The sequence below is a fragment of the Sphingomonas sp. 10B4 genome, assembly GCF_035019905.1.
Taxonomy (GTDB): Bacteria; Pseudomonadota; Alphaproteobacteria; order Sphingomonadales; family Sphingomonadaceae; genus Sphingomonas; species Sphingomonas glacialis.
The window spans coordinates 16628-40581 of sequence record NZ_JASJVC010000018.1 but is presented as its reverse complement, the minus strand read 5'-3'; the positions used below and the strand labels follow the sequence as shown (position 1 = coordinate 40581).

The window sequence follows — 23954 nt, the reverse complement described above, 5'->3', positions numbered from 1 at the left end:
GTTCAAAAGCGGACGCGTGCGCCGATTGACCAGCTGCGCGGCGCGGCCGGGCTTAGCGAGCGCGTATTGCTGGCGCTGGGCGCTTCGGCGATCGCGACCGCGCTGACTTCCGAAAAGGTGCCGTAGGTGGCGTAGTCGTGGTCGAGCAGGTTGCGCACCTCGCTGAAGAGCGACAGCCCGTTCGCAATGTTGAGCGTCCCGGCGAGGTTCGCGACGCAGTAGCCGGCCGTGGGGTAGGTCAAATTGGCCTCGTCGCCGGCCAGCCAGCGGCCGGACGAACATTGCCCATCCAGTGACAGTGATGCGACGGCGCCGAAGCGCCTGGTGACGCTGACCTTGCCGAGATGGCGCGGGATGCCGGGCAAACGGTCGCCGGGATTTACCTGGAGCGTGCCATCGTCGCGCGCTTCCGGATTATCCGGCGAGGCGATGTCGAAACCGTCGCGGAACGTGGCATCGGTCAGCACGTAGCTGATGCGTGCATCCCACTTCGGGTCGTGCAGCGTCAGCCACGCCTCGACTCCTTGCCGGCGGGTGCGGCCGACGTTGCGGAAATAGGCGCGACCGCGGGTGTCGCTCGCCGAAAAGATGATGTCGTCGGCGTTGGTCGCCCGCCATCCACCGAGCTGCCAGCCGAGCGTGAATCCCGATACCGCCCCAGTCCCGCGCACCCCGGCTTCCCAGGTGCGCGCCACGACTTGCTTGAGGTTCGGATCGCCAACGAAGAAGGCGGAGAGCGCGCAGGGGGCGTCCGGATCGGCGCAGGACAATTCTGCAGGCGTCGGGGTGCGGCTCGATTCGGCATAGCCCGCATAGAGCGACGTGCCGCCTCCGACGTGCCAAACTGTGCCCGCCGCGGGATTGAGGCGGGTGTAAAGATGCCGCCCATCGAGCGCATCGCCGAGCTGGTCGTCGAGATTCACGCGGCTCGAATTGTAGCGCGCCGACAGCGACAGGTCGAACTGTGGCGTGATCGCGACGACGTCGCTCACATAAAGGCTAAGATCGTCGCGCCGGTTCTTCACGTCGACCGGCTCGATCGTGCCGTCCGCGCTGGCTATCACGCCCTGCGGATCGCCGAAACCGCGATTGTCGGTCAGCGTGCCGAGGATCGACTGCGCGTCGAACCGCGACTGGCTGGCATCCCAACTCGCGCCGATCGCCAGGCTATGCCGGCCGCGGGTGCCGTCGAGTTGCAACGACCCGCCGAAGCTGATGGTGCGCGTCTGGGTCTGGTTGAGCTGGGCATAACTGGCGTCACCTCCAAAGGCCGCAAAAGCCTGGCCCAGCGAGCCGGTCAAGGGCGTGTCGTCGAGGCACAGCAGCGTGGCATCGACGTCGCACTCGCCGGCGTCGGAGAGATCGCCATTGGCAGTGCGCTGCCGGTATCCCGTGAGATAGGCTTGCGGCCTCACGTGAAAGCCATTGCCGAGGTCGATCACTGCCGAAAGCTGACCTCGTCCGTAGCGATTGTCGCTGCTGTCGGGCCAAGTGAACACCGCCTGCCGCCGCACAGCGAGCAGTTCGACCGGCGTCGCGCCGTTGCCGGTCAGCGCGGTCTCGGCGCCGATCACTTTGAGGTCGAGCGACCCCCAGCCGCCGTCGAGCCCTACATCGCCATAAAGCTGGTGCAACGTCGACAGCGAGAAATCGCGCCAGCCATCATCATGCGCGCTCTGCCCGGCGAGGTAGAAGGACCATGGCCCCGCGTGCGCGCCGGCCTCGGCGGTGATTTGCCGTTTGCTGAATGCGCCGCCGGATGCCGTGGCCGTGACGCCGTGCAGGTCGCGCCCGGACTTGAGATCGACTGCCAGCGCGCCGCCCAGCGCGTTGAGGCCGAATGCCGGATTGGCGCTTTCCAGCGTGACGCGGCGGATCGCGATATCGGGCAGCAGGTCCCAGTTAATCGTGTCGCCGAACGGCTGGTTGAAGCGAGCGCCGTCGACATAGACGGCGAGCCCCTGCGCATCGCCGCCGAGCGGGCTTGCTTCATAACCACGATAGAACAGGTCTGGCTGATAGGCATTGTCCTGCGCTTCGGTGAAGCTGACACCGGCCAGGTCGCGCAACGCGCTGCGCAACATATCGGGGGAGCCGTCGCGCGCGAGCGCAGCGGTGCCGATCGTCTGGCTCGCGCCGGGCAGACGGGCGCGGTCGACTACCGGGCCGGGCAGGGTCGATCCGACCACGACGATGTCGGGCTGATCCTGAGCGATGGCGGGGAGCGGCGTCAGCAGGGATAATGCGGCGAATACGACCTTGATCGTGGCGGCTTCAGGCAAGGAAGCGCAGCTTGTCGATCGGCGCGGAAGCTTGCCGGCGCTTAGTCGAAGGACTGACCAGCCGGTAGATCGCCCAGCACGTGCTGCCGAGATAAAGCAGCCCGGCCGGCACCCACATCAGCAGCCCGGCGACCTGCTGGTCGGCGAGGCCGCCGGTCGTATAATGCTGATAGATCGGGGTTGGGGCGAGCGTGATGAGCGCAGCCATCAGATTGCCCTGCAGACCGACCAAAGTGACGAGCACGATCGCACTGCCGCCGTCGAGCCGGCGATCGCCGCTGGTCGACACCATTCGCCAGAAGATCGCACTGGTGACGAGGAATGTGAGATGCTCGATCGTGTGCAGCGCCGGATCGGCCAGCGCCAGATCATAGGCGGCCGGCGCATGCCACAGCCACAGCCCGAGCGCGAAGGCGACCGCCGCCCAGATCGGGGCCGACCGGCTCGATGCGCCGCTGCGTACGCCCGGCGCGCGGTTGACCAGCCGACCGATCCGGCGACGCGGGCCGATGGGGAGCGCGAACAAGGCGACGAGATGGGTGTTTGCGAGCGCCATCAGCGGCGCGGCGAGCAGCATCAGCATCAGGTGCTGCGCCATATGCCAGGCGAAGCTGGTGTCGGCTGCTGCGTCGAGCGGTGAGAACAAGGCGATGATCAGGGTGACCACGGCCGCCACATAGGCCGACACACGCCACCACGGCGCGATTGCTTGCCGCGCCGACGCGCGCATCCGCGCCCAGCCGAGCGCGTAGAGCGCGACCGAACAGGTCAGCAGAACCGCCGCGAGCGGCTCGAACGACCAGCCCGACTCGCTCGCCTCGTCGCCATGGGCGAGCGCGATCCCCGGCACGAGCAGCGCGGCGGAGGCCGGGATCAGGTAAAGGAGGCGAAGCCGAGGCATGTCGATACGATCAGGACCGCGGTCAATTGGAGCAGAACCGCAAGCCCGAAGACGCTGCTCGCGCACAGTCCGAAATAGGCGAGGAAGCGTGTGCGGCCTTCGCCGATTTCCTCGGTGCGGCTCGATCCGCCCGCCTTTTCGTGGCGGGTCGCGCGATAATTGGCAAAGGCGATCGACGCGCCGCCGAAGGTCAGCACGACGGCGAGGAGATTGACCGCGATTAGGATCGGCCGGGCGTCATCGCTCGCGCCGCAACCGACCGCCGCCACGACGTAGCTGACGACAACCTGCAACGAAAAGACGGCGGGCGCGAGCATGAGGCCCAGCGCGATGCGCCATCCCGGCACCTTAGAACGTGAGGGCGCGGGATGGCTGACTGCTGTGGCGAGCGGGTGGAGGTCGCTCATGTCAGCCTCGGCGAGACATAGATGGTGATAAACACGAACACCCACACGCCATCGACGAAATGCCAGTAGAGCGTGGCAAGCGCACGGTGCTGTTCATGTCCTGCGCCGACCTTGCCGGTCAGGCTCCATACCAGGAGCACCAGTAGTGCCGTCAGCCCGAGCACGACGTGCGCGAGATGCGTGCCGGTGAGCAGGAAATAGATCGAACTGTAGCTCGAATCGGTCAGGCCGAACGTTTTGACGGACCATTCCTCTAGGCTCAGCGCGAGAAAGCCGAGCCCCATCAGGAAGGTCACTCCGAGCCCGATCCGGCCGCTGGTCTGGTGGCCGTCGCGGCTGCGCCGTTTTGCCCATTCGAGCACAAAGCTCGATCCCAGCAGCAGGATCGTCGCCGGGATCGCCAGCGTCAGGCTTGGCGGCCCGCCGGGCGGCCAGCGCCCGATCCCCTGGCTGCCAAGATAGGCATAAGTGAAGATCAGATAGGCGAAGAGGATGCCCTCGGTCGCGATCAGGCAATACATGCCCCAGATCGGCGTGCCGACCTTGCCGCGACCGTGGATCGGCAGCGATTGCTCGAGCGTACGGGCCTCAACCATAGACCCGGACCTTCTCTTCGCTCTGCAACTGCTGCGTCGGGCGGAACCACAGCGCCAGGATCACGATGCTGGCCGCCGCGCCGATCCCGGTCGCCCATCCGCTGCCCGCGAGCAGGCCGCCAAACAGGACCAGCAAGCCGACCGACAGCGACACCGGCAACAGGCTGTCGCCGGGCATCTTGAGGATGACGTCGGGCTCGCCGTCGAGCGGCGTGACGGCGAGCGTCTCCTTGCCCTGGTCGAGCAGGAAGCCGGTCGCGAACAGGCTGCGGTCGGGCGTCTCGTCGAGGCGGTCCTCCCACAAGGGATGGCGGGACGCGATCAGCGGCAGGATCGCGAAATTATACACTGGCGGCGGCGATTCGATCGCCCATTCGAGCGTCGGCGCGTCCCATGGATTGGGACCGGCGAGGCGCCCGTTCCGCAGCGTCGCCCAGATGTTGATTAGGAACAGCAGCACGCCGCTCGCCAGCAGGAACGCGCCGCACGTGATGATGAGGTTGGTCGTCGAAAAGCCCATTCCGGCGGGGTACGTCCACACGCGGCGCGGCATGCCGAGCACGCCGAGCCAGTGCATGGGGAGAAAGGCGATGTTGAAGCCGGCGAACATCAGGCCGAACACCCCGCGGCCGATCCGTTCGTCCATCATCCGACCGCTAAACTTGGGCATCCAGTGATAGATCGCGCCGACCACCGCGAACAGGTTGATGCCGATCAGCACGTAATGGAGATGCGCAACGATGAAATAGGTGTCGGTCAGCTGCCAGTCGAGCGCGAGGCTGGCGGTCATCACGCCCGACACGCCGCCGATCACGAACAGCAGGATGACGCTGGTGAAGAACAGGAACGGCACGGTCAGCTTGACCCGCCCGGTATGGATCGTTGCGATCCACGCGAACACAGATACCGCCGAAGGGATGGCGATGACGAAGCTCGCCGCGGAAAAGAAGCTGAGCGCGAGGCTTGGCACGCCGGTCGCGAACATATGGTGTAGCCAGACGCCGAAGCCGACCACCATCGTCGCGACCGTCGCGGTCGCCACCAAGGTATAGCCTACGAGCGGGCGGCGGCAGTGGACGGGCAGGGCATCCGACACCATCCCCATCGCCGGCAGCACGACCGCGTAGACCCAGGGGTGTCCGAACAGCCAGAAGAGATGCTGCCATAAGAGTGGCTGGCCGCCACGCGACACGTCGAAGAAATGGGTGCCGTGGTTGCGATCCATCCACAGCATGAAGCAGGCGAGGCTGACCGCGGGCACCGCGAACAAATTGGCGATGCTGGCGGTGAGCGTGCCCCAGACGAGGATCGGCAGCCGGTTGACCGACATGCCTGGCGCGCGCATCCGAAGCAACGTGACGATGAAATTGGCGGCGCCGACGACCGTCGAGATGCCGAGGAAGATCAGCCCAAGCGCGTAGATGTCGATCCCCGCGCCGGGCGAATATTCGACGCCGCTATTGGGCACATAGGCGAACCACCCGCCATCGGGCGCCGCGCCGATCGGCAGCCCCAGATACATGAAGATACCCGAGCCGAGGAAGAGCCAGTAGCTCAGCGCATTGAGCCGCGGAAAGGCCATGTCGCGGCTGCCGAGCATCAGCGGCCACAGATAGTTGGAAAAGCCCGACAGCACCGGCATCGCGTAGAGGAAGATCATCGTCACGCCGTGAAGCGAGAAGAGCTGGTTGTACTGCTCCGGCGTTAGCACGGTCGCGTCGGGCCGCGCGAGCTGGACGCGCATCACCAGCGCCTCGACCCCGCCGAGGATCAGGAAGACGAAGGCAGTGATGATGTAGCGGATGCCGATCGTCTTATGATCGACCGTCCCGAACCAGCCGAACAACCCCGGCGCCTCGGCCCACGCCTTTTCGAGCGTGACGGCGATGTCGGGCGGGTTGGGCGAGATCGGCGGATGCGGATCGACCGGGCTCGCGTTGGTGGTGCTCATCGCAGGCTCCCCAGGTAACGGACCACGGCCTGGCGATCTGTAGCGGATAGCGGCACTTGCGGCATCAGCGCGCCGGGTTTTACCCCTTGCGTGTCGGCCAGCCATTTCAGGCGCCCGGCGACGGTGTTGGGCAGAACGCCCGCCGCGATCGTCGGGCGGCTGGCGAAGTGGGTGAGATCGGGGCCGAGGATGCCCTCCGCTTCGGTGCCACGCACGCTGTGGCACGCGGCGCAGGCGGTCGCAAAGAGTGTGCGTCCGGCGCTTGCCAGTGCAGGGCCTGGCGCGAGCTGGGCCGAGCGCCACTGCACGAACGCAGCGGGTGTCAGCGCCTGCACGGTGAAGGCCATGCGCGCATGTTCGAGCCCGCAATATTCGGCGCACTGGCCGCGATAGCTGCCAATATGGTCGGCTTCGATCCAGGTCACGTTGGTACGCCCTGGCACCACGTCCATCTTCGGGCCGAGTTTGGGAACCCAGAAATCATGGATCACATCGGCCGAGCGCAGCTCGACCTTGACCGGCACGCCGACCGGCAGGACGAGGTCGTTCGCTGTGAGAAACACGCCTGCGGGATGCTGCGGATCGAGATAGCGGATTTCCCACCACCAGCGATGCGCGGTGATTTCGACCGTCAGCGGCGGGGTGCGCGGCGGATCGGTGACGGCGCGGGTGACGACGAAGTTCCACACCGCCATCGCGACGAGGATCGGAAAGGAAATCCCGACGCCCCAATAGATCCAGTACAGGCCCGACATGTCGCGCCCGACTAGGTCGCCCTCCGCATGAAGCCGCCGGCGCCCGCGCACGATCGCCAGTCCGATCAGCAGCACGATGACCAGCGTCACGCCGATCGCGATTGCGCCGAAACCGAGCCCGAGTATGCGGATCCGGTCGGCGGCGGCGCTGTCGGTGTGGTCGAGATAGCCGAGCGGGTGCGACGCGCAGCCCGCCAGCAACAACGCCGGCAGCGCGACGTGCGACCGTTTCACTGGCCCTCGAGCCCGTTGCCGCCTTCGGCCGCGTTCTTCTGGGCTTTTTTGACCGCCACACCACGATCGCCTTCGTTGGCCGCCACCGCTTGCGCCGCGGGAACACCGCCACCGAGCGAGCCGACATAGGCGGCCAGCTTCCACAATTGATCGGCGGGTAGCGCGGCGCCCCAGGCGGGCATGCCCTGCGGCCGGCCCTCGTACAGCGTCTTATAGATCTGCACCGGCGCGCCGCCATAGCGCCAATAATGGTCGTTGAGCGCCGGTCCCATTCCGCCCTCGCCCGAATAGCCGTGGCACCCGGCGCAGTTCATCGCGCGATAAAGCGCCTTGCCCTGGCCGACGACCGCCGGGCCGTCCCCCAGTGGATTGGCCATCGTGATCGCCACTCCCGGATGTGCCGCGCCCGCGACATCACCGAGCGGGACCGAGGCCGGCCCGCGATAGCCCTCGTTGGTGGCGATCACGCCGCCGGCATGCGGCGCGCGCGACAGGATCACCCAACCGGTGAGGCTTGCGCTCAGTGCCGCGGCGGTGAGCGTGATCGCGACGATGGCGGGGGTGCGCATCAATCCTTGTCCTGCCATGCCGGGGTGGCCGGCCCGGAGACGTCCTGGCCGTCGATCGAGAAGACGTAGAGCGTCGAGCCGCGCGCCGGGAAACCGGGCTTGCCCGACTGCACCATCGCGCCCCCGCCGACGCCGCTGGCGACCGCGACATATTGGTGACCGTCGGGACCAAGATAGGTCATCGGTTGCCCGATAACGCCCGACGACAATTTCTGCTGCCACAGGATCTTGCCGCTGCGCGCGTCGATCGCGCGGAACCAGCCGTCGGTCGTACCATAGAAAACCACGTCGCCGGCGGTCGCGATCGTGCCCGACATCACCATGAACTTTTCGGGGATCGCCCAGGCGCGCTTGCCCGCGACCGGATCCCAGGCAATCAGCGCCCCCCAATTGCCCTTGTCACCATCAGCCGACTGGCGCGTCATCTCCATCCCGTCATAGGGCGTGCCGGGAATGTAGCTAACTTTGTGATCGGTCAAATTCATGCAAAGATTGAAGATGCCGACGTAGATCAGCCCGGTCCGCGGCGAATATGATGGTGGCTCCCAATCCTTCTGGCCGATGTCGGGCGGGCAGATGTTGGTCACCTGCTGCTCGACCTTGGGTGTGGCGACCTGGTTGACGATCGGTCGCTTGGTCTTCCAGTCGAACCCGCTCGACCAGGTCTCGTGCGCGAAGGTATCGGCCTTGAGCACTTCGCCGGTCTCGCGGTCGAGCACATAGGCATAGGTGTTGCGATCGAAATGGACGATGGTGTGACGCATCTTGCCGTTGATCGGCAGGTCGAGCAGCATCATCTCGTTTACGCCGTCATAATCCCATTGGTCGTGCGGGGTGAATTGGTAGGCCCAGACCGCCTCGCCGGTGGTTGCGTCGCGCGCGAACACCGAGGAGGTCCACAGATTGTCGCCCGGCCGCTGGCTGGGGACACGCGGGCTTGGGTTGGAGGTGCCGTAATAGACTAGGTTGAGTTTGGGATCGTAGGAGATGAACCCCCACACCGCGCCCGCGCCCTTGGGCGAGGCGCCGGTTGGCCAACTCTTAAGCCCCAGATCCTTACCCTGGTATTGCGGATAGAGCGGCTTGAAGCGTGCGCCGATCTTCACGTCCTTGTCGGAGCCGGTCGAATACGCCCGCCACAATTCTTTGCCGGTGTGGACGTCGAGCGCGGCGAACCAGCCCGAGACGCCCATCTCGCCGCCCGAATTGCCGACATAGACCTTGTCGCCCGCGACAAAGGCCGACATCGTCATGGTGACGCCGCGCGACACGTCGGCCATCTTGGTGCGCCACATCTCCTTGCCGGTCTTCAGATCGACCGCGACGACATGCGCGTCGAGCAGATTGTAGATCAGCTTGCCATCGGCGATCGCCCAGCCGCGCAGCACCGGGTCGCAGCACGCCTTGCCGATCGCCATCGGGCTAGGGGCGGGATCATAGGTCCATTTGATCGGCCCACCCGGCTTGGTCAGATCGAGCGCGAAGGCGCGGTCTGGGAACGGCGACACAGTATACATCGTGTTGTCGACGACCAGCGGCGCGCCTTCATGGCCGTAGAGCGCGCCATCGGAGAAGGTCCACGCCACGCGTAGCCGGCCGACGTTACCCGTGTTGATCTGGTTGAGCGTACTGTAGCGTGAATTGGCGAAGTCCTTGGCCTGACTGGTCCAGTCGCCGGGCTTGCCGCCGGGTGCGGTGCTGAATCCGCCGAGGGCGGTCGCCTGGTGCGGTTGCGGCGGCTGCTTGACAGCAGACGGCGAACTGCACGCGCCGATCAACAGCCCCAAAGTCGCAACCGCCAGTAATCCCCGCATTACCGTCTCCGCGTTCTTATCCTGCATCTGTATCGGGAATTACGATATTCAGCGCACGAATTCTGTCGGATGACGATATTGTCATCTGATCGGCAGGTCAGCCAGTCGCTGGCGGCGGAGGCATCGACCGAACATGGATGTCGCGCTGAGGGAAGGGCAGTTCGATGTCGTTGTCGGCGAACAGCCGCCAAAGACGATTGAGGATATCGGAACGGACATTGCCGACGCCCAACTCCGGGTCGGCGATCCAGACAAGAATGTCGTGATCGACCGAGCTATCGCTGAAGTCCTTAAGCCAGACCGAAGGCTTGGGCGTGTCGAGCACGCGCGCGGCCCCGGTTGCGGCCTCGACCATCAATTGCTGCGCCTTAGCGAGGTCGCAGCCATAGGCGACGCCCACCGGGATATGGATGCGCACGTTGCGGTCCGAATAGGACCAGTTCTCTACCGCGTCGGTCATCAATTGCTCGTTCGGGATGAGGTGCTCCTTGCCGTCGCGCGTTACGACCGACCCCGCGCGCACCCCGATCTTGCCGACCGATCCAAACGTGTCGCCGACGACGATCACGTCGCCAGGCTTGATCGAGCGGTCCATCAGCAGGATCAGCCCGGCGATCAGATTGCCGAAGGTCTTTTGCAGGCCGAACCCGATGGCGAGGCCAGCGGCGCCGGAGAAGACGGTGAGCGCGGTCAGGTCGATGCCGAGCAAGTCGATCCCGAGCAGCACAGCCACGACGACCACGCCGATCCCGGCGAGTTTCTGCACCAGCGCACGCTGCGAGAGGTCGAGACTGCTGGTGCGGCCTATCAGATGGACCAGCACATGGTTGGCTGCCTTGGCGACGACGTAAAGCAACGCGACAATGACGATCGCATTGATCACCGCGAGCAGCGTGATACGATGTTTGCCGATCGTGACGCCGATCTCGTCCAGTCCGTGGATCAGCGGCTGCATTCCGCCGAGCGTCGCCGCGGTGGTCGCGACCAACGCTACGAGCGCCAGGATCGTAGCCGTGCTCTTGCCCAAACCTGCGGCGCGGGCGATGCGATGGACGAGTCGCGCGACCGCAATCCCGAGCGCCACTGCCAGCAGCATCAACGCGAGGGGGCTGAGCGCAACCGAATTGCCAACGATCAACAGTAGCAGCGCGATCACGCTATATTGGATGACCGCGGCGACAAAAGTTTCCGGAAAGGCCGCGGCGCGACCGCCGAGGCGTTTCAGTCGAACAGCAACTGGAGGCGCGGCGCGGTGCCCGGCGAACCAGCCGATCGCAACCGCACCCGCAACCAGCACGACGGCAACAACGAGCGACTCCACATCGGGCGAATTCGGTATGGTCACGCCGGCACTTGCGAGCCACGTATGCCAGTCCATCGCAGCTTCCTGTTCCATAGCGCTCGACCGAGATGAGCCCCGATGCCGTGAGCGCACTCGTCGCACAAGGCTTTGCCGTTAGGATACCCTTGTGAGGCTGACGTAGCGATCGATCTATCGTGTGCCCACTCGTCAAGCGTCGTGTGTTCGCGTAGCGCCGCTACAGATTTGACTAAGGAGGACGTGTTGGCGATCCGTTTATGGGCGGGTTGTGCGCTCCTGACTGCCGTCCCACTGGCCGGTTGCACGAAGCCGCTAATTGTTAGCTCGCGCGTTGTCCTTTCACCCAATGCGCGGATTTCGCTCGAAATCGGATTGGCCCACGACGGCGGCCCATTGTTCCGCGTTCGCCGCGACGACCGCGACGTAATCGCGCCCTCGACGCTCGCGCTCGACATGACCGAGCGTGGGACCGCCGTGCGCTTCGACGACCTGGTGATCACTGCGGTCGATCATGGAAAGCGTGACGAGCGCTATGCGATGCCCGGTCGGGCTACGCCCGTGGTCTCGCAATTCACGACGATGACGGTGCACGTGTAAAGCCGCCAAGCGCCGGTGCGGCGCTTCGACCTCGAAGCGCGGGTGAGCGACCAAGGCGCTGCGGTGCGGATCGTCGTGCCGCGGCAGGCCGGCATCGACCAGATCGCGGTCGCAGCTGATCGCACGCAATTTGTGTTCCCGCAGGACCGGGCGTGCCTCGCCGTGCGGCATTACGAGATGAAGAACAGCCATGAAGGCGACTATACGCCGATCAAGGCGAGCGCGCTGGCGCACAGCGGCCTTTATGACCTGCCTTTGGTATGCCGCACCGGCCATGGCGGGGAAACGCTGGCGCTGACCGAAAGCGGGATCGAGAATTTCTCGGCCGCCTACTTCGCGGGGACCGGCGACAAAAAGGGTGTCCGACTGCGGCTGACGCCCAACCCGGCGACGCCGAAAGCGCCGCCGGTAACGATTGCGCAGGATGCGGTAGTGACGCCGTGGCGAGTGGTGATGCTGGCCGACCGGCCCGAAGATCTCATCGCCTCGACCATGGTCGATGATCTCGCCGGCCCTTCGCGCGTCGCCGACGCGAAAAACTGGGTCCGACCGGGCAAGGCGGCGTGGGACTGGTGGTCGGGATCGGTCGCGCCGAGCGTGGCGCATGCCGGGCATAATGATACGACCTACAAGGCCTATATCGATTTCGCCGGCCGTTTCGGCCTTCCCTATATGATGATCGACAAGGGGTGGGCGTGGCGACCGCAGGGCGAAAGCGTCAACCTGCCCAATGCCAATATCACGCGCAACGCAGTCGGTGTGCATATCCCCGAACTGGTGCGCTATGCCCGCGCGCGCCACGTGAAGGTTTGGCTGTGGGTCAATTGGCTGACGCTCGACAAGCAAATGGCGCAAGCGCTGCCGCTCTACGAACGGCTCGGAATCGCCGGGATCAAGGTCGATTTCATCTATCGCCAGGATCAGGAAATCGTCGCTTTCTATCATCGCTTGCTCAGCGAAGCGGCCAAGCATCATCTGATGGTCGATCTGCACGCCGCGATGGTTCCGCGCGGGCTGGCGCGCACCTATCCCAATTTCCTGACCCAAGAAGGGGTGATGGGGCTCGAATACAATCGCTGGTCGACCAAGGTGACGTCCGGCTACAATGTTCGCACCGCCTACACGCGCGCGATCGTAGGGCCAATGGACTATACGCCGGGCGGCTTCCGCAACGTTCCGCCGGCACAATTCCAGGAACGCTCGATCGGACCGATGGTGATGACGACGCGGGCGCAGCAGCTCGCGCTGTTCGTGGTCTATCCCAGTCCGTTCATGATGCTGGCCGATGCGCCTTCGGCCTATGAGGATGCCGCGCACCGCCCGGTCCCCGGCGCGGATTTCCTTAAGCTTGTGCCCGCCGCGTGGGACGAGACGCGCGCTTTGGGAGGCACCTTCGGCAACTCTATAATCGTCGCGCGGCGCAAAGGGAGCGACTGGTTCGTTGGCGTGCTGACCGATGAGCATCCGCGGCATCTGGCGATCCCGCTCTCCTTCCTGGGCGAGGGGCGCTGGCGCGTCGATAGCTGGACCGACGGCACGGGCTATACCGCCATCGACCGACGCGAAGGAGCGGTGCGCTCGCGGTCGGGCAGTTTGATTCTAGATGCCCATGCCAATGGCGGTGCGGCGCTGCGGTTTCGACCGGTACGATGACGCGGTCAGCGCGGCGACTCTCGCCTGAGCGTTGCACCACTCCGCCGGCTTCGATACCGCATTGGCATGACCGGCGCTGCAACCACCACGCTTTCGCAAGCGGATTATGAATCACTTGCGGCCTTCCGCTACGAGCTTCGCCAGTTTCTCCAATTCAGCGAACAGGCCGCGAAGGCGCTCGGGCTGACCCCGCAACAGCATCAGGCATTGCTGGCCATCCGAGCCGCGCCGGGGCAGACGATGGGCATCGGCGATCTCGGCGAGCAATTGTTCATCCAGCCGCACAGCGCGAGCGAGCTCGTTGATCGGCTTGTCGCGCTCGACCTGCTCTCCAAGCAAAGCTCCGAGCAGGACCGGCGTCGCTCGGTACTAGCGCTGACGTCTTCGGCGACGGCGATCTTGACGCAGATGTCGACGGTCCATCGCGCCGAAGTCATCCGCATCCGCGAAACGCTGACCGCCATCCTCGATCGCATTTGAGCGTTAGTTCTAATACGCGAAACGCTTGCATTATATCGCAACCCGACATATATTTATGTTGGGACGCGAAGCGAGTCGTTCATCGTAATCCACGCTCCGGCCCATCAGGAGAGGTGAATCATGTACGTCCTCCATACGGTTTTAACTGTCGCGCTTGCTACGGCCGGTGGCTTGCTGGGCGCTGGAGTAATCGCTTGGCTGTTCTGGACCGCCTTCAGGCTAATCCACCATCCGCAATGGGGCCCGACACTCGCGTTCGTGCTGGTCTTGGCCGCTGCCTTTCCGTGGTTGCGGACCAACGAATTGGCGCAGACGCTGTTGCTGTTCAGCGCGCTTGCCGCGGGCGTTGGATGGGTTTCCCCGTCCTCATCGGACAGCGCCCTTCTACGACTGTCGCAATCCGAGCCAGCGGCTAGGCGCACGCACTTCAAGCACGGTTAGTTGGCAGATAGCTTCAACCGAAGCGAGATCGCACGCTTCGTACGATCCAATCATTAGTCGAAGGAAAGCTCCCATGCTTATGATCACGAAATCCGGCCTGTGTGCAGCGGCGATACTGGTGTTTGGCGCGCCCGCTATTGTAGCGGCACAGCAACCCGCATCGATTGTCGCGGGGATGCAGGTGAAGGATCCAGCAGGCGGGCTGGTCGGCACAGTCACGTCCTTCGACGGCGAGTCCGTCATGGTCAGGACGGATCGGCACAGTGCGCAAATCGCCAAAACCGCGTTCACGCCCGACAAGGGCATGTTGCTGCTTGGCATGACCCAAGTCCAGCTCGATACCGCGATCGACAGGAGCCTCGCCGATGCCGCGGCCAAACTGGTGTCCGGCGCAGCGGTGGTCGGGTCGCAGGGTGCGCCGGTCGGAACGATCGAAACGATCGACGCTCAGTTTCCAACGCTTAAGCTGACATCGGGCAAGATGATCAAGATTGCGCGGGACGGACTGGCAGTGGGAGCGAACGGGCCGTCCATCGCCATGACTGCAGGTGCGCTCGAACTCGCTGCTGCTGCTGCGACGGCGGCGCCGGTCAAACCATAAACCAGACCGTCCGCGCCCAAATATACCCGGCGTGCTTAGGGCTGACTGGGCATATCCAGGGCCCCTAAAATCTTTTCCTCAGCCGATGCGTATCAGCGGTCACTTGACTGGGCAGGCGTGACGAAGCCGGCGAGCATCGCCACTTCCATCGCCAACCGGAATGCCACGCTGTCGACCGGCGCGATCCCGCCAAGTCGTGGCGCGTGCCATCCGAATTGAAGTAGCGCCTCATCCCATGCATGCCGACCTGCCAACCTCCTATCGACGCGATATCGACCTAGAGTCTGGATCCCAAACCCATGCCGAGCGAAAGATGCCGCATCGGCGCGATCAAGGCAGTGGCGAGCGCATGCAGTGATGCGGGGAGCATCCCCGTCATGGCCCGACGTCGATCGCGTCGGCCTTGGCTCTCATGTGCGCGCCATCGCCGAAGCCGAGTGCGGTAGCCACTGCCGGATTCCAGTCATAGGGATCGGTGCGGAACGCGAGGCCGCCGCGCGGATCGATGAAAACATTGTGGTAGAGCAGGCGCACCGGAATAGCGTGCGGCAATGCCACGAACCGGTGCCGGCCCGACGCTTGCGCCTTGCGCCACCGGTCGCCAATACCTTCGTCATCGGCAAGGCGCTGTGCGAATTCGGCCGCGTTCTCGACACGCACACAGCCATGGCTCAGATGCCGCTGGCTACGGGCGAACAGCGAGCGGTTCGACGTGTCGTGAAGATAGATCGCCTGATCATCCTTCATGTCGAACTTGACGACGCCCAACGCATTGCTCGGTCCAGGTTTCTGGACGATCCAACCGTTCCTCAGTACCATGTTGTGGCGCCGTAAATAGGCGCGTGCCACATGCGCCATCTCGCCATTCTGGATCGATTTCGGAATTGTCCAGGTCGGGTTGGCGACCAGGCGGTAGATCGGAGCAAGCAGCGGCGGGGTTTCTTTGCCCGGCTGGCCGGCAATCACGCGCCGTTCGTCCACGAGTTTGCCATCGCGATAATAATAGAGTCGCGCGGCTGCCACATTCACATCGACCCGCGTGCCCGGCGGCGTGCGCGACAGCCACCGCCGACGCTCCATCGCCACCGCAAGCGCGCGGGCGCGGTCGCCTGGCCGCAGATTGAGGATCGCGAGTGTCTTCTCGCCGATCACGCCGTCATCGGCGACGCCGTAATCGCGCTGCAGCGCTTTCACTGCATCGACCATTGGTGGCGTATAGCGGCCGGCGTCGGCGGATTGCGCCGCCGCTGATGACTGAGCGCCGAGATATTCGCCTTGCGCGAGATGTTCCGCGATCGTCGGGATGCGATCGTCATGATCTCCCGGCTGAATCGCGTCGCCGGAGCGGAGCACGGCAGCGGACGCGGTCTGCGCTTCCCCACGATTGGCGAGATAGGCCTTGGAGAGCGCGCGATATTCGTCATCCTGCGGTGCGAGCGTAGCAAACCACTGCGCCAAATCGCCCTTTCGGAGTGCGCGCGAGAGTGCGGCGGCGAGGTCCGGATGAGGGCGGGGGATCGTGTAGATGGGGTGCAGGACTGTGGGATCGGCAACGCCCAAAGCAAGCGCGGTGGCGTAGCGTAGCGCTATCCGCGTCAGCGCCGCGTCGCGCGTTGCCGCAGACTCGCCAAGCGTGGGCGCAGTCCCAAAATCGATATGATCCAGTCCATCGACGGCGCGATTGCCAAGCGCCTCATCGAGCTCGGCGGCATTCGCGTCGGACCAGGAGGCGCTTGCTTGCGGTGAAGCCGCCAAGTCTGCGGTGAGAGTGGGGGACGGCGTGGCGCTAGTGTCTGCGGGCAGATCGGTATGGCGGGGCTGAGCAGAGCTTGCCGAGGTGTAGTTGCATCCCGACAGCAACATGACACTCAACGTGATGCGCCGCAGCGGGCGCGTTTTGCGATAAGTCATTACAGGACCAACGAGTGACAGGCTCGATCGCTCCGTCCTACACCGATTTCGGGGCGGGCACGGCACGGGGCTGCGCGGGGTTAGTATTAGGTGCTTATAGCGCAGCGTCAGCCAGCCACAGCTTACCGAGCCATGCATCGAGATCGGGAGGATCGAACCGGTCGAGGCCCGAGCCGGGATAAAAGGTCATCTCGCCAAAGCGCGGGATGCTGCCGATATCGTAAAAATCGACACGCACAAAATCGAAGCCATGTGCCAGGCGTTCAGCACCGATGATCATCTGAGCGAGCGAGCCCGGCGGCGGCGGATCCGGATTGGCCGATGCAGAGGACAGTCGACGCCACGCCGGATCGAACAGCATCCAGCGGTGGCCATGTTCCCGGTCGAGATGCACCTGCACCGCCGCAACCCGGCCATGGAAGACGTAGAGCTTATAGTCTGTGGATAAGCGTCCAAGCGGGATCCTGCCCGAACCTGTCTAAATAAGTGTAATAGCAAATAGATCTGCGTTATAGGGGGTTCCGATCGGCGCCGATCGGGACCCCCTCAAAAGTCTTATTCTATTGCACTTTCAATTGTTTGTACCGCGGGGGGATGGGGTCCCCCCTTTGGACGCCTATCCACATTCGATAGCGGCCTTCTCGAGTCCAGCGACGCGCGCCTCGTGCGCTGCCTGTGCCTTCAGGCTGCGCTTCTCACCGCCGCCACCCGTCCAGTAGTCTTTCGGAACCTTAAAGTCCTGCCGGAACCCCTCACCGCCTGGTGGAGCATTGAACCAACCGTACCCCATGAATTCGTCCAAGGCCTCGATGCAGGTGCAGTCGAACGCCAGACGAGGGAAACTCGCCGCGAGCTGTTCGAAGGTTTGCACAGGGAATTCGCCGTCGCTGTCGAAGCTGAACGAATATCGGACGGTGGATGCTGATTTAAATTGCTGAAAGTTCCAGACGTAATCTAGATATCCGCTAGATGAAGGCGGTGCACCTTCGACGTCGTCAGGGGGTGGCAAGGAAATCGTGCACGCGCAGCCGTCCCAGCCGCTCTGGCCGCCACGGTATACCTGTTCGTCCGGTTCTAGGCACTCTCGCTTGAACCGTTCTATATCATCCCGGGGACCGTAGATGGTCACGTTGTTCCAAACATCGGTCACTTGAATGATCTCCTAAAACCGTTCCCGCTAACCGCCGGGGAAAACTCGATTCGGCGGCACGTCGGCGAATTGAGCGTAGCTATATCCGACCTGCTGTGGACCGGCTGGCCGCGCAAGCTTTCGATAAGCGTCTCCGGCAGTGTATCGCAGTGCATCGTTACGTCGGTACGCGTCACCTTGATCTTGCGCCCAGCCGCATTGCCGAGCGTATCGTGTTCGAGATCGTCATCACTCGTGGCTGTCATTTTCTAGCTCCGGGATACGGGAAAGACGGGCGTTAGCGATCGTCGCGATTTGCCACCTTGCACCGACGCAAGTGCTTTGATCGTCCAAGGCCTCTGAGAAAACGGGTGGGGGTGACCTGGATGGGTTAAGGAAAAGGAACGACCATGATCTTGAACATTACTTATGTGGCAGCATTTGCAGCTGTCCTGATTGCGCCACGCATGCTGGTCGCGCTCCTGGCGATTCTTATCGCTGCGACCCTGGTTTGCCGGTCCCGCCGGATAGCACTCCTGCTGCTTGCCGATAGCAGCATTCGCAGCGACCTGAACTACGATCGCAAGCCCAGTCGTGCCGAGCGCCGCCTGATGCGCAAGAGCTTGCGTCTCGCGCTCGATCAAACCGAGCTGCGAAGCCTGTTTCCATCTACCGCCGTTTGGGTGGATCGGTGGAGCGGGCTGGCGCGATGAGCGGGCATGCAGTGATGCGGTTTTGGTTCTCATCCCCTGGCCCATTGCAAACGGTATGCAGCCGACCCGGTTACCACGACCAGCACTGAGCCAATGCTTGTTGCCTCGACGGCGGCTATGCGCCATCCCGAACCGCGCAGGGACAGGTGATCAACCACCTCTATAACCAGTCGGCCGACGCAGGCGATGGCGAGCGTTTCTGGCAGATGCCTCCCGAGTTCGATCCGCAGCAGTCCGAAACAAGTGTCGAAGGTCACCGTTTTGAGACGAACGCGAACCTCGATCGAATGTACGTCGACGCGCACTTTGGCTGACGTGTAGCCCCAAAGATCGACGCTTGTTCCATGCGTCGTGAGTTTGCCTGGATCCAGATAGGGTTGCATAGTTGCTGCAAGATACCGACACGCGTGCTTGCCCGCCGACCACGCAATTTCCCGCGGAGATATCCGAGGACGCCGCGGCCAGCCATAGGCCGGTTCGATCGTCTCGACCACGTCGTCTAGGAGCAAGCCTTCGAACGAAAGCAGTGCGATTAGGATGGGTGATGCCGACCTGACGGTGGCGCCGATCTCCTGCCGTAACGCTGCGGTTGCGCACGCAATATAGCGCGCTTCAGCAGCGACGATTGTGCGCCGTGCCATAGCCCGAGCAGTTCGCATTTGGCAGGCGTCGGCAGGTAATGGCCCATCCGGACCTTGCGCATCGGGGTCTTGCTGCCGCTTCATGGCGCACCGGACTTTCCGCGGACGGATTGCGTGTCGGCGCATCTTGGGTAATTGCTGCAGCCGAAAAACACACTGGCTTTAACGTTGTTCGGCAGACCCCAGCGCTTGACCATCGGTGCGCCGCAACGCGTACAGCCCTTAGCGGTAGGCTTTTTACCGGACTTGCGTCTGGGCTTTGTGGGAGGCGGCGGGGAAGGTGTGGGGCCGAGCTTCACGCTGCGCCGCGCAAACTCAGCAAGCCCGAGATGCGTCAGGTCCGACGACGCCTGGTCGAGCGCGACCAAGGCTTCTTCCACAGCGCAATCAATCAGCCACACGGACTTCCTGACGCGCGCGACCCGGGCTTCGAGATCGGCGATACGGGTTCGAACGTCGTGCTCCAGTTGTCGAATATGCTGATCCACCAAAGCTTCGGCAGCAGTCGTACCGCTCGCTGGCGGAGCCGTTCGTGCCGCATCTTCGGCCTTGACCGCGACAGCCTCGCGCCAAAATAGCAAAGATACGACCCGGCTTTCACCGATGTTGCAAATGGCGGTGAGGGCGGGGCGAGTGACGTCCGCCGCGGTCGTAATGCCGTTGCGGGCGAGGTTTGCTCGCAAAGCAGGGCCAATCCCGACGATCTGCGCGCTTTCGATCCGCTCGCGCGTCATATAGTCCTTGATCTCCGTGCTGGCGATGCGCGCGGTAGCCTGGGCTACCATCGACGATCTGGATATGTGCATGCGATCGAGTTGATCGACATGGCCGCGCAGTTCGTCAGCGAGCTTCGCGATATCCCAGATGCCGAGCCGCGACCGCCAGCCCTCCACCGCACGAGTCGCCGCCAAGTCGAACGCAAAGTAGCGGTCGATGAACTTACGCCCGTCACCCAAAGAAAGCTCCAGCGCTCGGATGCTGGCAGGCAGGGTCGTATGGCTTTCGCTGTCGAGCACCTTTCTGGCGGCTTTGCTTGGGCGGGTCTGTGACCTCGACCACATTGGCGTTACGGTATCGTGCGCATGCGACTTTGCCGACCTCATGGAGCTTATGGCCTCTTCGCGCAGTCGCGATGGCAAAGCAGCGCTGGCAGGATTGGCAACGCCGCCCGGAAAGATCGGTTGGCGGGTCGCGCGCTCGATGCGGCACCACGGGCACGGTATGGAAGGCGTCGCCACGTAATGATTGGAGATCCGGGGGCACTGCGTTAAATTTGAGGCAAGCGCGCGAAGGGCGGGAACCCACTCGGCGGCAGTTGGTCTTGGACCAAGACGCTGAGCGAAGGCGCGCTCGAACAGCAGTCGGATAGCTCTTGGCAATTCTTCCAAACGAAGCGCGCCTGGAGGCGGGGTAGCGCTGACCGTTCTGAGCAGTGAATAGGCAAACCGCCCCTCGACAATCGCCTGATCGAGCTGGTTCGACCGCCCGCGCACGACCCCGGCGAAAGGGTGACGACCGAGCGCAAGGATTTGAAACAGCATAACGGCGAGCCCGAACGCGTCATGGTCGGGAGTGCGATTAATAGTGCCGAAGGGCACGCCCTGCAACTCGGGTGGGGTGTATTCAACCATGCCGACCCGGCAGCGATGGGATCCGATCTGAAGACTGTCGGCGTCGATCAACGTGACAGTACCGTTCTGCGACACAAGGAACCCAGAGGCGTTGACGTCGCCGATCACGACGCCGGCGGCATGCACATTTGCTACGATGCGCGCGACGTTGAGCGCGACATGCGCCAGGAACCGGAAATTGGCCTTTGGGAAATGCTGGCGGCGGGCGGAAGTGGCAATGAGCTCGTGAATCGGCTTGTGCCCGGTCACCTGCCGCATCGTGAACCCGGCGAAGCGGCCATCGGGTGTGCGTACGATCTCAAGCGGGAACGTTACGTCCGGACAGACAGCACCTAGACCGCCAGCGACGATTGCGCGGACCTTGGCCTCGCGCGCGGCGTCGGGGTTCAAGTAGATCTTGACTGCCCGGCCCGAGCCATCGGCGACCGCATTGACTTCGCCCTCGCCACCGCGACCGATGCGATCGCCGAGGGGAAGGCGCGCGCCGCCGCACAGCAAGGTCGGCGTGGTCATCCCAGCGCCGCGAGGATCAGCGTCTTGTCGTCGTCGGTGCGGGTGTTCACGCCGTCAGAATCCAGGAACGCGGCCAGTTGGCGCGACAGCGGGCGGTTGGCGCCGGCGCTGCAGCCGGAAGTGACCGTCTTGAATAAACCATCGAAGAATGGACGATGGGCGACACGCCTAACAAAATCGAGCGCCAGCCGCTCGATTCCATCGGTCAGCAGCGCGATGCGATCGAGCCGATAGTCCTTCAACACACCGATGCGTAGGCGGAGATTAAGGTCTGTGATGAAGTAGGTCGTCGATGCGTGTTCGCCGCTCTCGGGCCAGCTAAGCTCGACCAGATCTAGCGATCCCGGCTGCCGCGCGATGATGGCGCCGTCGCCGATATGTGCGGTGATAGTGTTGAATCCGTCGCTGATCGCCATCACGAGCGTCGCCGCGAAGTCGCCTGCCGAGCAGTCGATTCGGTCAGCGGAAAATAAGATCATCAGTCGGACTTCGGCGACCCACAGGTCGATTGCTGCCGGAGCAGGAATCGCACCCGTGCTGGAAAGCCAGTCCGCCGCACGGTTCGTCAGGACGCGTGCCGCGATCGCCGCGCCGTACCCGCCGAACACCGCGCTGCCGGCTCCGTCGCAGGCTACCGCAATTAAGAATCCAGGCTCCGCCGTCATGACGCGACAAGCGTCCTGACGGCGTTCGCCTGCCTGCGCGTGCGCGGTGCCGCGCCGCGAGGCGGCGATCCAGGTCCAGTCGGTCACTTGGCTCAGACGATCGATGCCCAGCCCGCGGGGCCGGCCGGGTTGGTCAGGTTGACGGTCTGCCCTGTGCTCGAACGCGAAACGGCGGACAGCGAACTCGACAACCAGCGGAACATGGCCGCGAAATCGGTTTCGCGCAGCATCACCGGCGCGCTAACCGAGATCTTGGCCAGCGTGTCGATATCGGCATCGTCCACCCCAACGGCGAAGAACGAAAAGCTCTTGCGGCGTTCGCCCTCCTCGATCCGGCGCGCGGCGCGCTCCCAACTATCCGTGGGCTTGCCGTCCGTGACGAGGAAGATCACCCCGCGGTACGGTGTGATCCCGGCGCTTCGATACTGTTGCTGCCGGTTTGCCATGAGGTCGAGCGAGACGTTGATCGCCTCGCCCATCGGAGTGCTACCCTTTGCCGTGAGCGGCTGAGGATAGAAGTGCTGCGCCGACCCGAACTCGGCGACCACGTTCACCGAATCGCCAAAAGTCACGGCCGCCAGATCGACGCGCCTTGCTGCGAGACTGTCCGCGCGAACATCCTTCGCGAATTGCTGCAGCCCCGCGTTGAGCGCGATGAGCGAAACGCCGTTCATCGAACCCGAGACATCGAGCAGCAGTACGCAGGCGCAGCGCGGCTCGGGGTTGTCGGCAAACTCAATCAGATCGAACCCGCCCGGGGCGACATCGTCGCCGAACGGCACCTGTGCATAGTCGTCGGTCATATCGTTACCTTCCATACCAAGGCTCCTCTCCGCTACGGCAGCGAGTAGCCTCGAGTGGGAATATAACACCTTGTTTGACAATAGCTAGTGCACAGACGCGTAAGACACCCGTACTTTCTTTGTTCCTATCGTCGGAGCTTTCGATCGGTCACCCGCTCGAACTCAGGCCTGGCGGAAGCGACCTCGATTTCTACCATTAGTTCTACCCTTGCGGCATCGCTCATCAGTCGCCGCTCGCTCAGCCAACGCCAGAGCGCCGCGGTTGCCGTTACGGCATCGACGATAATTCTTGCACCAGATCCTGCGCAATCTCCTGACCAAATTTGCGCAACGTCAGCTCGGCGCACGAAGCGGATACGCTCTTCTTGCACCTCGAAACGATTGAGAAATTCCAGCGTGTCCTGTATCTCGGTCGCGAAGATCACGGCGACGGCGTCGTCCGCGGTCATGCGAGCTTCCGGTTTAGGAGACAACGCCGCGCTGACCGCTCGCAGAACACCCAACTCATTGTTCTGCGCCAGCATGACCGCCAAGCTCGGCGGCAGGTGCGCATCGAGTAGCAAGAGTGCGACGGTCAGCCGCAGGCATTGGCGCAGCGTAAGACCGCGCCGGAATGCCGGGTCGTCACGCAGGGAGGACGGCCAATCGTAACGAGACAGCTGCTTGATCCGAGACCTGAGCCGTGTGCGCATGTCATCACCAATGTCCGGGTAGGGGCTAAACCCTTCCCCGTCGGTACGGGCGGACAGGACGATGAAGGCGAGATCTTCGAGTTGTGCCGACGGCACGCGCTGGATGTCCGAATCAGTCATTCTCGATTGCTACATCCTAGCGGTTGCTTGCGTAACCTCGGTCTCCGGCGCCCTGCTAAAACAGGTGCCACGGCGGCGTCACGTCGACGGTCAGCCAACCGTCGCCGGTCGGGCCGACGTGTTTGATAACCGTGCCTCCCATCGCGATCGCGGGCTTCACGAGTTTGTCGAGCAGTTCGCCGTTCAGCGCGACCTCGATGGTTGTGGGCAATTGCCCGCGGCACGAGAAATTGCAGTTTAGTGGCGTAATCTCGCGGTACTGCCACGATGGCGCACCGTCCTTTTGCTGTTCGATCTGAAGCAGCACGTAGTGCGAGCGACGCGATATCTGAACGACATTTAAGGCGGTCACCTGCCGAATGCGTTGCACCAGCGGATGGTGGCTGCGAAGGATGGCGCTGCCTTTGCCCCACACCAGGTCCTCAAGGGCGGCGTCGACACTCGTGGGCGACAGACCTGTTCGGTTGAAAAGTTCCAGCGCGGGGCTGGAGAGGTATCGCTTCATCGCGACGTCTCCGAGCCAATTGAATGACG

The 23954-nt window shown here is 63.6% G+C and carries 22 protein-coding genes and 1 pseudogene; 5 read left to right on the top strand and 18 right to left on the bottom strand.

Going from position 1 to position 23954, the window contains the following annotated elements; genetic code table 11:
* Window positions 1–2 precede the first annotated feature (2 nt).
* From QN347_RS07790 to QN347_RS07750, 9 genes are all read right to left on the bottom strand, one after another.
* On the bottom strand, window positions 3–2282 hold the full coding sequence (locus tag QN347_RS07790) for a TonB-dependent receptor (protein WP_322162242.1): 2280 nt from the start codon (window positions 2280–2282) through the stop codon (window positions 3–5).
* Window positions 2275–3183 carry a cytochrome c oxidase assembly protein gene (locus QN347_RS07785; protein ID WP_322162243.1) on the bottom strand — a complete coding sequence of 303 codons (909 nt, stop codon included), beginning with the start codon at window positions 3181–3183 and terminating at the stop codon, window positions 2275–2277. Before QN347_RS07785 ends, QN347_RS07790 begins: the two co-directional genes overlap by 8 nt.
* Window positions 3156–3590 carry a hypothetical protein gene (locus QN347_RS07780; RefSeq protein WP_322162245.1) on the bottom strand — a complete coding sequence of 145 codons (435 nt, stop codon included), beginning with the start codon at window positions 3588–3590 and terminating at the stop codon, window positions 3156–3158. Before QN347_RS07780 ends, QN347_RS07785 begins: the two co-directional genes overlap by 28 nt.
* Entirely contained in the window at window positions 3587–4186 is a 600-nt protein-coding gene (locus QN347_RS07775) for a cytochrome c oxidase subunit 3 (protein ID WP_322162247.1), read from the bottom strand. Before QN347_RS07775 ends, QN347_RS07780 begins: the two co-directional genes overlap by 4 nt.
* Complete coding sequence (ctaD, locus tag QN347_RS07770) at window positions 4179–6137, bottom strand: cytochrome c oxidase subunit I (protein ID WP_322162249.1); 1959 nt, start codon at window positions 6135–6137, stop codon at window positions 4179–4181. Before ctaD ends, QN347_RS07775 begins: the two co-directional genes overlap by 8 nt.
* Window positions 6134–7126 (bottom strand): cytochrome c oxidase subunit II, encoded by a 993-nt coding sequence (locus QN347_RS07765; protein ID WP_322162251.1) that lies wholly within the window; start codon window positions 7124–7126, stop codon window positions 6134–6136. The genes ctaD and QN347_RS07765 overlap by 4 nt, the downstream gene beginning before the upstream one ends.
* Window positions 7123–7695, bottom strand: a complete 573-nt coding sequence (locus QN347_RS07760) for a c-type cytochrome (RefSeq protein ID WP_322162252.1) — start codon at window positions 7693–7695, stop codon at window positions 7123–7125. Before QN347_RS07760 ends, QN347_RS07765 begins: the two co-directional genes overlap by 4 nt.
* Window positions 7695–9509 carry a PQQ-dependent dehydrogenase, methanol/ethanol family gene (locus tag QN347_RS07755; RefSeq protein ID WP_322162254.1) on the bottom strand — a complete coding sequence of 605 codons (1815 nt, stop codon included), beginning with the start codon at window positions 9507–9509 and terminating at the stop codon, window positions 7695–7697. The genes QN347_RS07760 and QN347_RS07755 overlap by 1 nt, the downstream gene beginning before the upstream one ends.
* 97 nt (window positions 9510–9606) lie before the next feature.
* Entirely contained in the window at window positions 9607–10887 is a 1281-nt protein-coding gene (locus QN347_RS07750) for a mechanosensitive ion channel family protein (protein ID WP_322162256.1), read from the bottom strand.
* Between the two features lie 141 nt (window positions 10888–11028).
* Here QN347_RS07750 and QN347_RS07745 point away from each other — a divergent pair.
* The 4 genes and pseudogenes from QN347_RS07745 to QN347_RS07730 all read left to right on the top strand — a co-directional run.
* Window positions 11029–11931, top strand: a pseudogene (locus tag QN347_RS07745) (glycoside hydrolase family 97 N-terminal domain-containing protein); the annotation flags it as partial.
* A complete protein-coding gene (locus QN347_RS07740; RefSeq protein ID WP_322164172.1) occupies window positions 11920–13080 on the top strand; it encodes a glycoside hydrolase family 97 catalytic domain-containing protein in 1161 nt (386 codons plus the stop codon). The pseudogene QN347_RS07745 and the gene QN347_RS07740, both read left to right, overlap by 12 nt.
* A gap of 66 nt (window positions 13081–13146) precedes the next feature.
* On the top strand, window positions 13147–13560 hold the full coding sequence (locus tag QN347_RS07735) for a helix-turn-helix domain-containing protein (protein ID WP_322162257.1): 414 nt from the start codon (window positions 13147–13149) through the stop codon (window positions 13558–13560).
* Between the two features lie 514 nt (window positions 13561–14074).
* Window positions 14075–14602 (top strand): hypothetical protein, encoded by a 528-nt coding sequence (locus tag QN347_RS07730; protein ID WP_322162261.1) that lies wholly within the window; start codon window positions 14075–14077, stop codon window positions 14600–14602.
* A gap of 375 nt (window positions 14603–14977) precedes the next feature.
* Here QN347_RS07730 and QN347_RS07725 read toward each other — a convergent pair whose 3' ends face one another.
* The 3 genes from QN347_RS07725 to QN347_RS07715 all read right to left on the bottom strand — a co-directional run bounded on the left by QN347_RS07725 (window position 14978) and on the right by QN347_RS07715 (window position 17663).
* Window positions 14978–16513 carry a L,D-transpeptidase family protein gene (locus QN347_RS07725; RefSeq protein WP_322162262.1) on the bottom strand — a complete coding sequence of 512 codons (1536 nt, stop codon included), beginning with the start codon at window positions 16511–16513 and terminating at the stop codon, window positions 14978–14980.
* Window positions 16514–16607: 94 nt separating this feature from the next.
* Window positions 16608–16976 (bottom strand): ATP-grasp fold amidoligase family protein, encoded by a 369-nt coding sequence (locus tag QN347_RS07720; protein WP_322164173.1) that lies wholly within the window; start codon window positions 16974–16976, stop codon window positions 16608–16610.
* Between the two features lie 153 nt (window positions 16977–17129).
* On the bottom strand, window positions 17130–17663 hold the full coding sequence (locus QN347_RS07715; RefSeq protein WP_322162263.1) for a hypothetical protein: 534 nt from the start codon (window positions 17661–17663) through the stop codon (window positions 17130–17132).
* A 389-nt stretch (window positions 17664–18052) separates the two neighbouring features.
* Between QN347_RS07715 and QN347_RS07710 the strand changes: the two genes are divergently transcribed.
* Window positions 18053–18355, top strand: a complete 303-nt coding sequence (locus tag QN347_RS07710) for a hypothetical protein (protein WP_322162267.1) — start codon at window positions 18053–18055, stop codon at window positions 18353–18355.
* A gap of 29 nt (window positions 18356–18384) precedes the next feature.
* On the opposite strand, the gene QN347_RS07705 is transcribed toward QN347_RS07710, so the two are convergent.
* The 6 genes from QN347_RS07705 to QN347_RS07680 form a co-directional block, all read right to left on the bottom strand.
* On the bottom strand, window positions 18385–18738 hold the full coding sequence (locus tag QN347_RS07705) for a hypothetical protein (protein WP_322162269.1): 354 nt from the start codon (window positions 18736–18738) through the stop codon (window positions 18385–18387).
* 338 nt (window positions 18739–19076) lie between these two features.
* The gene (locus tag QN347_RS07700) at window positions 19077–21140 is read right to left on the bottom strand and encodes a hypothetical protein (protein ID WP_322162270.1); all 2064 of its coding nucleotides are present in this window, start codon (window positions 21138–21140) and stop codon (window positions 19077–19079) included.
* Window positions 21137–21892 (bottom strand): PP2C family serine/threonine-protein phosphatase, encoded by a 756-nt coding sequence (locus tag QN347_RS07695; protein ID WP_322162272.1) that lies wholly within the window; start codon window positions 21890–21892, stop codon window positions 21137–21139. The genes QN347_RS07700 and QN347_RS07695 overlap by 4 nt, the downstream gene beginning before the upstream one ends.
* Window positions 21893–21897: 5 nt before the next feature.
* A complete protein-coding gene (locus QN347_RS07690; protein ID WP_323494006.1) occupies window positions 21898–22608 on the bottom strand; it encodes a vWA domain-containing protein in 711 nt (236 codons plus the stop codon).
* A 125-nt stretch (window positions 22609–22733) separates the two neighbouring features.
* Complete coding sequence (locus QN347_RS07685) at window positions 22734–23420, bottom strand: hypothetical protein (protein WP_322162275.1); 687 nt, start codon at window positions 23418–23420, stop codon at window positions 22734–22736.
* Window positions 23421–23475: 55 nt separating this feature from the next.
* Window positions 23476–23925 (bottom strand): hypothetical protein, encoded by a 450-nt coding sequence (locus tag QN347_RS07680; protein WP_322162276.1) that lies wholly within the window; start codon window positions 23923–23925, stop codon window positions 23476–23478.
* Between the last annotated feature and the right edge of the window lie 29 nt (window positions 23926–23954).